This is a genomic window from Sporomusa sp. KB1 (assembly GCF_007830295.1).
Classification (GTDB): Bacteria; Bacillota; Negativicutes; order Sporomusales; family Sporomusaceae; genus Sporomusa.
Window position 1 is genome coordinate 2611184 of record NZ_VLKC01000002.1, and the last position, 13656, is coordinate 2624839.

At 50.4% G+C, this 13656-nt stretch carries 12 protein-coding genes; all 12 read left to right on the forward strand.

The genetic code is table 11. From position 1 onward, the window contains the following. Positions 1-21 precede the first annotated feature (21 nt). The 12 genes from trxB (at position 22) to SALPA_RS15870 (ending at position 13644) form a co-directional block, all read left to right on the forward strand. Entirely contained in the window at positions 22-951 is a 930-nt protein-coding gene (gene trxB / locus SALPA_RS15815; protein ID WP_145095974.1) for a thioredoxin-disulfide reductase, read from the forward strand. Between the two features lie 37 nt (positions 952-988). Continuing rightward, on the forward strand, positions 989-1306 hold the full coding sequence (locus SALPA_RS15820; RefSeq protein WP_145095977.1) for a co-chaperone YbbN: 318 nt from the start codon (positions 989-991) through the stop codon (positions 1304-1306). Positions 1307-1386: 80 nt separating this feature from the next. Next, positions 1387-1854 carry a glycine/sarcosine/betaine reductase complex selenoprotein A gene (gene grdA, locus SALPA_RS15825; protein WP_145095980.1) on the forward strand — a complete coding sequence of 156 codons (468 nt, stop codon included), beginning with the start codon at positions 1387-1389 and terminating at the stop codon, positions 1852-1854. A gap of 331 nt (positions 1855-2185) precedes the next feature. Then, positions 2186-3724 (forward strand): glycine/sarcosine/betaine reductase complex component C subunit beta, encoded by a 1539-nt coding sequence (gene grdC, locus SALPA_RS15830; protein WP_145095983.1) that lies wholly within the window; start codon positions 2186-2188, stop codon positions 3722-3724. Positions 3725-3728: 4 nt separating this feature from the next. Then, positions 3729-4895, forward strand: a complete 1167-nt coding sequence (gene grdD / locus SALPA_RS15835) for a glycine/sarcosine/betaine reductase complex component C subunit alpha (protein ID WP_145095985.1) — start codon at positions 3729-3731, stop codon at positions 4893-4895. A 29-nt stretch (positions 4896-4924) separates the two neighbouring features. Further along, entirely contained in the window at positions 4925-6319 is a 1395-nt protein-coding gene (gene selA, locus SALPA_RS15840) for an L-seryl-tRNA(Sec) selenium transferase (protein ID WP_145095988.1), read from the forward strand. Between the two features lie 18 nt (positions 6320-6337). Beyond that, on the forward strand, positions 6338-7660 hold the full coding sequence (locus tag SALPA_RS15845; protein ID WP_145095991.1) for a glycine/sarcosine/betaine reductase component B subunit: 1323 nt from the start codon (positions 6338-6340) through the stop codon (positions 7658-7660). A gap of 12 nt (positions 7661-7672) precedes the next feature. After that, positions 7673-8992, forward strand: coding sequence for a betaine reductase selenoprotein B (gene grdH / locus SALPA_RS15850; RefSeq protein WP_145095994.1), 1320 nt, complete (start codon positions 7673-7675; stop codon positions 8990-8992). A gap of 153 nt (positions 8993-9145) precedes the next feature. Further along, positions 9146-10048 (forward strand): selenium metabolism-associated LysR family transcriptional regulator, encoded by a 903-nt coding sequence (locus SALPA_RS15855; RefSeq protein WP_145095999.1) that lies wholly within the window; start codon positions 9146-9148, stop codon positions 10046-10048. Between the two features lie 34 nt (positions 10049-10082). Next, the gene (locus tag SALPA_RS15860) at positions 10083-10598 is read left to right on the forward strand and encodes an NAD(P)H-dependent oxidoreductase subunit E (protein WP_145096002.1); all 516 of its coding nucleotides are present in this window, start codon (positions 10083-10085) and stop codon (positions 10596-10598) included. Further along, the gene (locus tag SALPA_RS15865) at positions 10595-11896 is read left to right on the forward strand and encodes an NADH-quinone oxidoreductase subunit F (RefSeq protein WP_145096005.1); all 1302 of its coding nucleotides are present in this window, start codon (positions 10595-10597) and stop codon (positions 11894-11896) included. Before SALPA_RS15860 ends, SALPA_RS15865 begins: the two co-directional genes overlap by 4 nt. A gap of 2 nt (positions 11897-11898) precedes the next feature. Then, positions 11899-13644, forward strand: a complete 1746-nt coding sequence (locus SALPA_RS15870; RefSeq protein WP_145096008.1) for an NADH-dependent [FeFe] hydrogenase, group A6 — start codon at positions 11899-11901, stop codon at positions 13642-13644. The last annotated feature ends 12 nt before the right edge of the window (positions 13645-13656 follow it).

Genomic DNA, 13656 nt, shown 5'->3' on the forward strand with positions numbered 1-13656 from the left:
ATAGTAGGAGGACGAAGAAACATGCAAACATATGACGTTATCATTATCGGTGGCGGCCCCGCAGGACTTTCCGCAGGTCTGTACGCAGGCCGTGCGAGGCTGAAGACACTCCTGATTGAAAAAGATAAAGACGGCGGCCAAATCGTAATTACCTCCGAGGTAGAAAACTATCCCGGTTGCATGGAAGAAGAATCCGGTGTTTCCTTAGTAGCCCGCATGACTCACCAGACCGAAAAATTCGGTGTGGAACGCGCTCTGGACACCATTACCGCAGTCGACTTCTCCGGCGACGTTAAAGTGCTGAAAGGCAAAAAAAGCGAATACCACGCCCGCAGCGTCATTATCGCTACCGGCGCATTCCCTCGCCCCATTGGCTGCGAAGGAGAAAAAGAACTTATCGGCAAAGGTGTCTCCTATTGTGCCACCTGCGACGGCAACTTCTTTGAAGACATGGATATCTATGTAGTCGGCGGCGGCGACACTGCCGTAGAAGAAGCCATGTATCTGACCAAATTCGGCCGTAAAGTCACCATCGTCCATCGCCGCGACCAACTGCGGGCTGCCAAATCCATTCAAGAAAAAGCCCGCAAGAACCCAAAAATCAATTTCATGTGGGATACCGTCATCACCAAATTAAAAGGCGACGGCTTGCTGGAAGCCATGGTGATAAAAAACCTGAAAACCGACGAAGAAACGGAAATTCAGGCCCCCGAAGAAGATGGCACCTTTGGTGTATTCGGCTTCATCGGCTTCCTGCCGCAATCCAGCATCTTCGAAGGCGCTATCAACCTGCAAGACGGCTATATTCCTACCAATGAGCGCATGGAAACCAACATCCCCGGCGTATTTGCCGCCGGCGACATTCGCGTCAAAGATATCCGTCAGGTAGTCACAGCTGCATCTGACGGAGCCATAGCTGCCATGATGGCGGAAAAATACCTGGAACACTAAAACCGGACACCCGGTAACATAAGAGGAGAGTGCTGATATGTTAGTAGTTGACAAAGAAACTTTTGAACCAGAAGTACTGAAAGCAGAAGGAACCGTACTGGTAGACTTCTACGGCGACGGCTGCGTGCCTTGCCAGGCTCTGCTGCCCCACGTTGAAGGCTTTGAAAAAACCTATGGAGATAAAATCAAATTCATCAAACTCAACACCACAGGCGCCCGCCGCTTAGCTATCGGCCAGAAAATCATGGGCCTGCCGGTTATCGCCATCTACCAAGGCGGCGTTAAAGTCGAAGAACTGGTAAAAGAAGACGCTACCCCGGACAACGTGGAGCAAATGATTAAAAAATATCTCTAATCTCTAGCTATTTAGCTATTTAACGGCAGCGGCTTTGGCCGCTACCGTTTAAATAAAATAAAATTAGGAGGAATCAGGAAATGTTGCTGAAAGACAAAAAAGTCATTATTATCGGCGACAGGGACGGCATCCCCGGCCCCGCAATTGCACAGTGTGTGCAAACCGCGGGCGCGGACGTAGTATTCTCATCAACAGAGTGCTTTGTCTGAACTGCTGCGGGCGCTATGGACCTGGAAAACCAAAAGCGGGTTAAGGAGTTTACGGAGGAATTCGGCGCAGACAACGTCGTCGTTATTCTCGGCGCAGCCGAGGGTGAGGCGGCAGGACTGGCAGCCGAAACCGTAACTGCAGGCGACCCTACTTTTGCAGGTCCTTTGGCGGGAGTCCAGTTGGGACTGAGAGTATACCATATATGCGAGCCGGAAGTGAAGGCCGAGGTAGATCCACAGGTATATGAAGAACAAATCAGTATGATGGAAATGGTATTGGATGTGGACAATGTTGTCAGCGAAATGAAATCCATTCGCGATCAGTACTGCAAGTTCTAGGTTTTTATCCTGAGACTAACCCGCTCTAAGACTCCCATCTTCTAGAAGTGGGAGTTAAGAGTGGCTAGTCCCTGGAGGTTGGGCAACTAACCTCCAGATGGGGTAAAACCCCACCTGAAGGTTAGTCTGCTTTATTTGTCTACCAGAATTTACAAATAAATTCTGGGGGCATAAAAACGACTAAGGATTTTACCGTCGGCCTATGGGGATTTGGCACCAGCCAAGTCTTTCTGAAGAAAGAAGCCGGATGATGCGGGCGGTAAAAGAGAGGATTACCTATTAACCTTATCTTTTACCGCCCGTTTAATCTTTAGACGAAAGGATGTTTCTTATGTATAGCGTACTCAAAGGGACGGGCTATTTTCTGGCACATACGCCGGATATGGTTATCCATAATGGCACGACCCAGACTACTGAAAAGAGAGTAAAACCTGATTCCGACTACCTGAAAGACATCGTTAACGGCATACGTGACTATGAAGCCTGTGTAGCTTATCCGCCCAATCAGGTATATATCGGCAATATGACGCCGGAAGAACTGGCCGCCATCCCTGCGCCTTGGCATGACAAGCGCGTAGAAGCCAAGCGTCAGGGTGCGCTCGGAGAAATCATGCCTCAGGATGAATTCATCGGTATGATGAAGATCTGTGATGTCTTTGACTTGGTCAAGCTGAATGAAAGCTGCAGCAAAGCTGTGAAAGCTAAGCTGGAAGCCCATCCGCTGGTTGATAACAACTTGCTTACTGCCCTAGATAAAGCCGCTACCGCAGAAGAAATTGCTGATTTTGTCAAAAACGCCGGTGCTGAGGCCATTCATCTGAATGGTGAAGTGGTGGGTTGCGTTAAGGCCGCCCATGACATTGACGACTCGCTGTCGGCCCATGTCATCTTTGAAAACCTGGTTTCTAAAGCCTCATGCGTAGCTTCGATTATGCAATTAATTCACCAGACCGGTGTGGATAAAGCAGCCGTCGACTACATCATCGAGTGCTCCGAAGAAGCCTGCGGCGATATGAACCAACGCGGCGGCGGCAACTTTGCCAAAGCAGCCGCCGAAATGGCAGGCCTCGTTAATGCCACCGGCAGTGACGTGCGCGGTTTCTGCGCCGGTCCTACTCATGCCTTGGTACAAGCGGCCTCTCTGGTGAAAGCAGGCGTCTTTAAAAACGTCGTAGTAGCTGCCGGCGGCTCCACCGCCAAGCTGGGTATGAATGGTAAAGACCACCTGAAAAAAGGGCTGCCCATTTTAGAAGACTGCGTGGGAGGCTTTGCTGTGCTCATTTCGGAAAATGACGGCATCAACCCGGAACTCAACACCGACATTCTGGGTCGTCACACCGTAGGCACCGGCTCCTCGCCGCAAAACGTTATCTCGGCATTAACCTTTACACCGCTCGAAAAAGCAGGACTTAAACTGACCGATGTAGACAAATACTCGGTAGAAATGCAAAATCCTGACATTACCAAACCAGCCGGTGCAGGCAATGTCCCTGAAGCCAACTACAAAATGATTGGCGCCTTAGCGGCCATGAAGGGCCAAATACAAAAAAGCGAGCTGAACGCCTTCGTTGAAAAGCACGGCATGACCGGCTGGGCTCCTACACAAGGCCATATTCCTTCCGGCGTTCCGTACATGGGCTTTGCCCAACGGGAAATCCTGGCAGGCTCCATCGAGCGCGCCATGTTTGTCGGCAAAGGCAGCCTGTTCTTAGGACGTATGACCAACCTGTTTGACGGAATCTCCTTTGTATTGCAGAAAAACAGTGGTAGAGGTCAAGAATCCGGCGTAACAGAAGCCCGGGTGCAACAGTTAATCGCCGCATCCCTGCGGGAGTTTGCCGGACATCTGGCCGGAAAGTTGGAGGAGTAGCGCTATGGCGGATAAACAAATCAACCGCATGATTGCCGACACCTTCCTCAAGCTGGCCGACTCCCTGGAAACCGGCGCCCAGGCGCCCCGAGCTGTCATCGCCCTCACCGCCATGGGCAGTGAACATGGCGAAGCCGAGCTGTACCAGGCGGCTGCTATGGCAGCCAAGCAGGGCATCAAGGTTAAAGTCATCGGCACCCAGCCGGCTACCTGCCCTGGCGTGGAAACCGTGCTCATTTCCTCAGAAGAAGAAGGCCATAAAGCGCTGGAGACCCTCTTAGACAGCGGCGAAGCCCAAGGCGGCGTAACCATGCACTACCCTTTCCCCATCGGTGTCTCCACCGTAGGCCGTGTCATTACCCCGGCCAAGGGCAAGGCCATGTACATTGCCACCACCACCGGCACCAGCGCCCTTGACCGGGTAGAAGGACTTGTACGCAATGCCCTGTATGGGATTGCCACAGCCAAAGCCTGCGGTGTGGCTGAACCGACAGTGGGCCTCCTCAATATTGATGGGGCACGCCAGGCGGAAATCCAACTGCAAAAACTGCAAAACAGTGGCTATCCCATCCGGTTTGCCACCTCAGGGCGAAGCGACGGCGGCGCTGTTATGCGGGGCAACGACCTCCTCATGGGTTCCTGCGACGTCATGGTCGCCGATTCCCTGACAGGCAACATCTTAATGAAGATGTTCTCCTCCTACAGCACCGGTGGCAGCTACGAATCGGTCGGCTACGGCTACGGACCGGGCATGGGCGAAAACATCGACAAGCTCATCCTCATCGTATCCCGTGCATCTGGTGCCCCGGTTGTCAAAGGAGCCATTGAATTTGCTGCCGAACTGGTTCGCGGTGAATACAAGAGCGTATTTGAGAAAGAATTCAAGGCGGCCAAACAAGCCGGGCTTGATGCCATCTTTGCCGGTTGCCGGGCTCAAAAACAAGCCGGAGAAGTCACAGAGGCAGTGGTGCAGCCGCCCAAAGAAGTGGTGACTGCGGAAATTCACGGCATTGAAATTTTGGATTTAGAAGATGCCGTACAGGCCTTATGGAAAGAAAATATCTATGCCGAAAGCGGCATGGGTTGTACTGGACCGGTAGTTTTGCTCTCTGAAGCAAAAGTGGAACAGGCCAAGAGCATTTTGCTGGGCAAAGGGTATATCGGCGAATAACAACAGCTTGTGCAAGGAGGCCTCTTTCCATGACGAAGCAGCAATGCCTGCGTACTTTACCTAAGATGGATGACCTCTTGCGGGCCATAGAAAGCGAAGCCAGCGATCTGCCGCGCAACCTGATAAAGTCGGTAATCCAGGAAGAACTGGGCCGTTATCGCGAAAGCCTTGTTGCCGGTAAGCGGGACTATTGCAATCAGGAAGAATTACTCACCGGTATCCGGCTGGAACTAAAACGGCAGTCACAGCCACATTTACGGGGTGTCGTTAATGCTACCGGCGTAATTCTTCATACCAATCTGGGCAGAGCCCGTCTGTCAGAAGAATGTGCAGACATGCTGGCCAGTGTGGGCTGCAGGTATTCCAATCTGGAATACGATCTGGACGATGGTAGCAGGGGATCACGTTATCAGCATGTGGAAGACTTGCTCATTCGCCTGACTGGTGCCGAAGCCGCCCTGATTGTGAACAACAACGCGGCAGCCGTTTATCTTGTGCTGGATTCCATCACCAAAGGCCGTGAGGTTGTAGTCTCCCGGGGGGAGTTGGTTGAGATCGGCGGCTCTTTCCGTGTTCCCAACATTATGGCCGCCAGCGGCTGCAAGCTGGTGGAGGTAGGAACCACCAACAAAACGCACCCTTCTGATTATATTGATGCCATTTCTGAACACACCGGCGCTTTGCTCAAGGTGCATACCAGCAACTATAAGATTATTGGTTTTACCGAAGAGGTGGAAATGCCGGAGCTTGCGGAAATCGCCCGGAAAAACCAGCTGCCATCTTTCTATGATCTGGGAAGTGGTTTGATGGTCGATCTAGCTCCTTATGGAATAGCCGGTGAGATGACCGTGGAGCAGTGCGTCAGGCAGGGGGCAGATCTGGTCTGCTTTAGCGGCGACAAGCTGCTGGGTGGTCCGCAGGCGGGAATTATCGTAGGCAAGTCAGCCTATATAGCTGCGATGAAAAAGAATCATCTGCTGCGGGCATTACGCATCGACAAGCTGACGCTGACTGCGCTGGAAATCACCCTGCGCCAGTATCTCGACCCTGCCAAAGCTGTCAAGTCCATCCCGACGTTACGGATGATTGCCCAAACACTGGCGGTTGTCCGGGAAAAGGCGGAGCAGCTTGCAAGTTTACTTGCCGAAGTCGGCTGCAGGTGCAGTGTGGTGAGGAGTGCAGCCCGGGTGGGAGGCGGTTCCCTGCCGGCGGTGGAGTTAGAATCATACGCTGTCGCCATTCATATGGAAGAGCTGTCTCCCAACAGGCTGGAAACCAAGCTGAGGGAAAATTCCATTCCTATTATTGCGCGGATAGCGGATGACTGCCTGCAATTAGATTTGCGCACAATTGAGCCGGAAGAATTTGCGGATATTGTTCTTTGCCTAAAAAAGATTATCAGTGACCTTAGGATAGAATTATAATATGAAAGGACTGTTGAAATGAAACTGGATATTGTGAATTTTCATGTTAGGGATATACAGTTCGGCGATAAAACAGCATACGCTGACGGAATCCTGACAGTCAATAAAGAGGAAGCCCTGGCAGTGGTGAAGGAAGACAGCCATATCACCGTTGCTGAGTTGCACATTGTAAAACCAGGCGACGAAGTTCGTCTTATGCCGGTAAAAGAAGCTATTGAGCCACGGCATCGCGTTGGCGGCGGCCCTGTATTCCCAGGCGTAACCGGCAAACTGATGCAGGCCGGCAATGGCACCACCCATGCCCTCAAGGACATGAGCGTTCTTGTAGTAGGCAAGCATTGGGGCGGTTTCCAAGACGGTCTGATCGATATGGCTGGCGAAGGCGCCAAGTACACCTATTTTTCTCAGTTGAAAAACCTGGTGCTGGTTGCTGATACCGATGAATTGTTCGAGCAAAAAGAGCAACAAAAGAAAAACCGTGCGCTGCGTTGGGCTGGTATGCGTTTAGCTGAATACCTGGGCGCTTGCACGAAAGATCTTACCTCAACTGACGTTGAGACCTATGATTTGCCTGCTCTTACCAAGCGCGGCGCTGCTAGCGAGCTGCCTAGCGTTGTAATGGTGCTGCAACCGCAGTCTCAGATGGAAGAACTGGGTTACAATGACCTTAACTACGGTTGGGATTGCAATCGTATGCTTCCTACCTTTATGCATCCTAACGAAGTGCTGGACGGCGCTATGATCTCCGGCTCGTTCATGCCTTGCTCCTCCAAGTGGTCCACTTATGATTTCCAAAACTTCCCGATGATTAAGAGACTGTACCAAGAGCATGGCAAGACTGTTAACTTCCTGGGAGTTATCATGTCGAACCTCAACGTAGCACTGGAGCAAAAAGATCGGGCTGCTCTGTTTGTTGCCCAACTGGCAACATCTTTGGGTGCTGATAGTGCAATCGTTGTTGAGGAAGGCTATGGCAACCCGGATGCTGACTTCACTGGCTGCCTTGTGGCCCTGGAAAATGCCGGCGTTAAGACCATTGGTCTGTCTAATGAGTGTACAGGCCGTGACGGCGCGAGCCAGCCGCTGGTATCCATGGATGAGAAAGCTAACGCCATTGTTTCCTGCGGTAACGTATCCGACTTCATTACTCTGCCTCCAATGAAGGTTGTACTGGGAGAGCTCGAAGCTCTTGCACGCGACGGTCTTTCCGGCGGCTGGGCTCATGACGAGAAACACGGAGCATCTGTTCGTCCGGACGGTTCGATCATCATGGAGAACAATGCCATGTTCTGCGGTGATCAGGTTACTGGCTGGTCGACAAAAACAATGAAGGAATTTTAAGGAGGGAAAAGTGTGAAAACGATTCTGTACATTAACCAGTTTTTTGGACAGATTGGCGGCGAGGAGTTTGCTGATTTTGAGCCGGAGATTCGCGAAGGTTTAGTTGGACCGGCGATGGCGCTGCAAGCTGCTTTCGGCGATAAAGTGAAAGTAACTCACACTATCATTTGCGGTGACAACTTTATCGGCTCCAATACTGAAGAAGCTATTAAGCGTATTTTGGGCTTCCTGGAAGACAAAGAGTTTGACATTTTCATTGCTGGTCCTGCATTCCGTGCCGGTCGTTATGGCGCAGCTTGCGGGCACATTTGCTCGGCTGTTCAGAAGAAATTTGGCGTTCCTGCCATCACTTCTATGAACGATGAGAACCCCGGCGTAGAAATGTATAGAAAAGAAATGTACATCTTCAAAGGCGGCGCCAGCGCTGCTGCTATGAGAAAAGATATAACTGCAGTGGCTAACTTTGCTCTGAAACTTATTAACAAAGAGACATTGCTCCCTGCTGAAGAAGAAGGCTATTTCGGCCGTGGCATCCGTCAGCAAGTCTGGCTGAACCCGCCGGTACCTGCTACCGAGCGTGTAATCGACATGCTGCTGAAAAAGCTGAAGGGCGAACCGTATAAGAGCGAGCTGCCGATTCCTAAGTCCGAACGTGCTCCGATTGCGCCTGCTATTCCTGCTGAGAAGCTGGCAACCATGAAAGTTGCGCTGGCTACCTCCGGCGGTATCGTGCCGGTTGGCAACCCGGACCGCATCCAATCTGCTTCTGCAACTAAGTGGGGCAAATATGACGTCGATGCTATGGATACCCTGAAGAAGGGCGAGTTCATGACCATCCATGCCGGCTTTGACCCTGCGGCAGCCAACAATGATCCTAACGTTATTGTTCCGCTGGATGTACTGAAAGAGTTTGCCAAAGAAGGAAAAATCGGCGGCGTATATAAATACTTCTACTCCACTGTTGGTACTGGTACTACCCAGGCTGAAGCCGCCAGAATGGGTAAAGAAATTGCCCACGAACTGGTAAATGAGGGTGTACAGGCCGTTATCTTAACCTCCACTTGAGGCACTTGCACACGTTGCGGTGCAACGATGACTAGAGAAATCGAACGTGCAGGAATTACTATAGTTCAAATGGCTAACTTGATTCCTGTTATGAAAACAGTGGGCGTTAACCGTATGGTTCCGACTATCTCCATTCCTTATCCTCTTGGTGACCCGGCTACTTCCAAGGAAGAGCAGCATAAGCTTCGCAAACATCGCGTAGGTGTTGCTTTAGATGCTTTGAGCACTGCTATTGAAGAGCCAACGCTCTTTGAGGTAAAAATCTAAGATTGTCATTGCACTCCGCCGGCGCCAATACCGGCGGAGTGTGTGGTATATAGGGAAATTATGCCTGGTTGATTATTTAGGCAAGCAATACAGAACAGGAAGCGGACTGCTTTGTGCAGGCGCTTGAGCGGATTTTGCACGGAGGTAGCAAAGATGGAAATGAAACAACTGGAAGCATTTGTCGCAGTGGTTCAGCACAACAGCTTTTCCAAGGCAGCCGACATGATCTATTTGTCGCAGCCGACCATCAGCGCCCACATAAGTTCTCTGGAGAATGAGATAGGGGCGCAGCTCTTAATACGCTCTACCAAGGCGGTTTATCCAACCCAAACAGGCAAAGAGTTGTTTCACCGTGCCAAAAACATCCTTGCTTTGCGCGATGAGGCTATCAGCAGTGTCAATAAGGTTGACCGGGAAATGAGTGGAGAAATCAGCATCTTAGCCTCTACCGTGCCCGCTCAGTTCCTGCTGCCGGAAATCATTACGGCATTTCAAAAACAGTATCCCCATATCGTGTTTCATGTCCACCAGGCAGACAGCCTGCAGGTTGTGGAAGAGCTTTTAGGGTACCGGTATGATTTTGGCCTAGTTGGCACAAGTGTCAATTCCCGCCGTTTGATGACGGTTCCTTTCTATCGTGACACACTGGTACTGATCACCCCCAAATCTATGATCGTTAACAAAGGGGAGATGTATCGCGATCTGCCAGCGTTTTTACGGCAGCAGCCTTTTGTGATGCGCGGGGACGGTTCCGGCACTCGCGTGGAAATGGAGCAACTGCTGCATAAGCAAGGCGTTTCTGTCCAGAATTTGAATGTTGTGGCCTATTTCCACGACACCCAGAGTATCCTATCCGCTGTGTCCCATGGGATGGGGGTATCCTTCGTTTCCCAAGTCGCTGCAGCTGCCTATGAAAAGATTGGGCAAATCAAGGTATATGACCTTGAACAGCAGGCATTTGTCCGACAATTGCATCTTGTTTTTAAAAAAGAAATGGTGTTATCGCCGGTCCAAAGGCTTTTTGTCACTTATTTGGAAAATTATTTTACTAGTTAAATTAGTATGCCAAAGAAAGGGTGAGCTAACAAGCATGTGTTGTTCAACAGTAACAAAAGACCAGGCATTAGAAATTATCAGAAGATACGAGCAAGTCTTGGCCATTATCAATAAATACGGTAAAGCTAAGGAGCAGTTGTTATCAATTTTGCTGGATATTCAGGCCAGTTCGGGCGAGAACTATGTTGCCGAAGAATGGGCTGAAGTTGTCGCCTGCCAATTAGATTTGCCAATTACCAAAGTTCATGATGTATTAACCTTTTATGCCATGTTCAACATTGAACCACGTGGCCGATATGTCATTGAAATTTGCAAAAGCACACCCTGTCATGTAACTAAAGCCGATGCTGTAGTTGCCATGTTTGAAGAAGTTTTAGGCATTAAGCTCGGCAGGACAACTCCTGACAATCTGTTTACCCTCATGCACACCAGCTGTGTAGGCGCCTGCGATATTGGTCCGGTAGCCAAAATCGGCGATGAAGTCTATGGCAATCTGACAGCGGCCAAAGTAGCCGAAATCGTTACAAGTTACCGGGAGGCGAAAGCATGACAAAAATAAAAAAACTGATATCTGGAAACTGCGGTGTCCTTCGTCCTGATTCGGTGGAGGATTATGTCCAAGCCGGCGGATATGAAGGTCTGAAAAAGGCTTTTACCATGAAGCCCGAAGAAATCATCGACGAAGTCAAGAAAGCCAAACTGCTAGGGCGCGGCGGCGCCGCCTACCCGGTCGGCTCCAAATGGGAACAGCTTTTGGAAATTTCCGAATTCCCCAAATATATCGTTATCAATGCCGACGAAGGCGAGCCCGGCACCTTCAAAGACAAAATCCTCCTGGGGCAGGACCCGCTCCGGGTCATTGAAGGCATGACCATTGCCGGTTATGTTTTCAACTCCCATGACGGTTACATCTATATTCGCGGCGAATACCGCGCTATCCAAAAAGTATTCCAAAGCGCCATTGATAATGCCGTTAAAGCCGGCTATCTGGGCCAGAACATTAACGGCACCGGTTTTGCATTCAACATCCATATTATGACCGGAGCCGGAGCCTATGTATGCGGCGAAAACTCCGCGCTCTTAAATTCCATCGAAGGCAAGGCCGGCCGTCCGCGCATTAAACCGCCTCATCTGGCCGAAGTGGGTTTATTTCTCCTGCCGACCCTCGTAAATAACGTGGAATCCATCGCCAATATTCCTACCATCGTCTTAGAGGGCGGCGACAAATATTTGAGTTATGGCACGCAAGACAGCGGCGGCACTAAGCTTATCTGTCTGTCCGGTAATGTCGTTAACCGTGGCGTATACGAAATTCCGTTCGGTGTCAGCCTGCGGGATGCCATTTATGATCCGGAGCTGGGCGGCGGCATCCTTAACGGTAAAAAACTAAAATTCTTCCATCTGGGCGGACAGTCCGGACCTATTGGCAGCGAAGCCCAGCTTGACACCGTATATTGCTATAAAGCGCTCAGAAATGCTGGATTAAGTGTTGGCTCCGGCGCCATCGTAGTTATGGATGAAGACGTGTGCGTCATCGATTATCTTAAAGGCGTAACCGAATTCTTTATCCATGAATCCTGTGGTAAATGTACCCCTTGCCGCGAAGGCAACAAACAAATTTATGCAATTTTATGCAAAATTTCCGCGGGGGAAGCCACAAATGACGATATGATTGTCCTCAAGCACTTAATCGATACCATGACCAAGGCTTCTTTCTGCGGTTTGGGCCAAGCGGCAGCAGTTGCCCTAAATACCTGCTGGAAACACTTCAAATCCGAGTTTGAAGATCACCTGAACAAGCAATGTCCGGCAAAAGTCTGCTTTAGTGAACAGGAAAGAGGTGAATAGTGATGGGTCATCATGCATCAGATCCTAATAAAATCGTAAATGTAACCATTGACGGCATTCCCGTATCCTGCCCGGAAACCACACTTATCCTGGATGCCGCCAAAATGGCGGGTGTAAAAATTCCTGTCCTCTGCTACCATCCTGACCTAAAAGTACGTGCTACCTGCCGTATCTGCGTAGTTGAGGTTAAAGGTCAGAGAAAACTAAAAACCGCTTGCAGCAACGAAGTATGGGACGGAGCCGAATTTATCACCAATAATCCGGCTGTTCATCAGGCCAGAAAAGATGTTCTGGAGCTTATCCTGGCCGAGCATCCGCAAGACTGCCTGAAATGTGTGAGAAACACGAGTTGTGAATTGCAACAACTGGCTCGCGATTTTGGTATTAGCAAGCCACTATTTAAAAATGAACCAAAACAATTGCCGCTGGAAGACACGAGCGGCGTCATTGTCCGCGACATGGCCAAATGCGTAAAATGCGGCCGCTGTGTGGAAATGTGCCAGGAAGTGCAGACCGTAAGCGCTATCAATACGGCTCACCGGTCTGTTGAATATGAAATAACGACCGCTTTTGACCGTCCGCTCCAGGACAGCACCTGTGTGTACTGTGGCCAATGTATTTCTGTTTGTCCGGTAGGGGCCCTCTATGAAAAGGATGAAACAGAAAAAGTCTGGCAGGCGATTGGCGATAAAGAAAAGCATGTAGTCGTGCAGGCAGCGCCGGCCGTCCGTGTAGCCCTGGGCGAAGAATTCGGTTTAGAACCAGGCAGCATTACGACCGGGAAGATGGTAGCCGCTCTGCGCCGCTTAGGGTTTGACAAAGTATTTGATACCGACTTTGCCGCTGACGTCACCATCATGGAAGAAGGCAGCGAGCTCCTGGAGAGAATGACAAATGGCGGTACCTTGCCGCTTATTACTTCCTGCAGCCCAGGCTGGATCAACTTTGTAGAAACCTTCTACCCTGATTTACTGCCCCATGTTTCCACCTGCAAATCGCCGCAACAAATGTTTGGGGCCTTGGCCAAGAGCTATTACCCCGAAAAAGCGGGTATCGACGCCGCTAAGATTGTATCGGTGTCCATTATGCCTTGTACGGCGAAAAAATATGAAAGTGCCCGTCCGGAAATGAATGGCAGCGGGTACCGCGATGTAGATGTTGTTTTAACTACCCGTGAATTGGCCAGAATGATTAAACAGGCCGGTTTTGACTTTAACAAATTAGGCAATGAAGAATTTGATGCTCCGCTTGGCCTCTCTACCGGCGCTGCTGTCATCTTCGGCACCTCCGGCGGTGTTATGGAAGCGGCTCTCCGTACTGTCTATGAAGTCGTAACAGGCAAAGAACTGGCTAATGTCGATTTTGAAGGTATACGCGGCCTCACCGGCGTTAAAGACGCAGAAGTTGACCTGGACGGCAAAAAGGTTAAAGTGGCCATTGCCAACGGCCTTAAAAATGCCCGGGTTATTTTAGACAAAATCCGTACTGGCGCATGTGATTACCAGTTTGTTGAAATCATGTGCTGCCCTGGCGGTTGTATTGGCGGCGGCGGACAGCCTTGGGGCACCACTAAGGCTACCAGGGAAGCCCGGATGGCCGGACTGTACCAGGCCGACCGTGAGCTGCCGATCCGGCAGTCGCATAAAAATCCGGCAGTAAAAGCCTTGTATAATGAGTATTTAGGTAAACCGCTTGGTCACAAATCCCATGAACTCCTTCATACTCACTACCATCCCCGTCATAAGTAAGTCAATAGAGGT

Excerpts from the sequence above, each read along its gene's own strand:
- trxB (WP_145095974.1), top strand. The coding sequence starts at position 22 with ATGCAAACATATGACGTTATCATTATCGGTGGCGGCCCCGCAGGACTT.
- SALPA_RS15820 (WP_145095977.1), top strand. The coding sequence starts at position 989 with ATGTTAGTAGTTGACAAAGAAACTTTTGAACCAGAAGTACTGAAAGCA.
- grdC (WP_145095983.1), top strand. The coding sequence starts at position 2,186 with ATGTATAGCGTACTCAAAGGGACGGGCTATTTTCTGGCACATACGCCG.
- grdD (WP_145095985.1), top strand. The coding sequence starts at position 3,729 with ATGGCGGATAAACAAATCAACCGCATGATTGCCGACACCTTCCTCAAG.
- selA (WP_145095988.1), top strand. The coding sequence starts at position 4,925 with ATGACGAAGCAGCAATGCCTGCGTACTTTACCTAAGATGGATGACCTC.
- SALPA_RS15845 (WP_145095991.1), top strand. The coding sequence starts at position 6,338 with ATGAAACTGGATATTGTGAATTTTCATGTTAGGGATATACAGTTCGGC.
- SALPA_RS15855 (WP_145095999.1), top strand. The coding sequence starts at position 9,146 with ATGGAAATGAAACAACTGGAAGCATTTGTCGCAGTGGTTCAGCACAAC.
- SALPA_RS15860 (WP_145096002.1), top strand. The coding sequence starts at position 10,083 with ATGTGTTGTTCAACAGTAACAAAAGACCAGGCATTAGAAATTATCAGA.
- SALPA_RS15865 (WP_145096005.1), top strand. The coding sequence starts at position 10,595 with ATGACAAAAATAAAAAAACTGATATCTGGAAACTGCGGTGTCCTTCGT.
- SALPA_RS15870 (WP_145096008.1), top strand. The coding sequence starts at position 11,899 with ATGGGTCATCATGCATCAGATCCTAATAAAATCGTAAATGTAACCATT.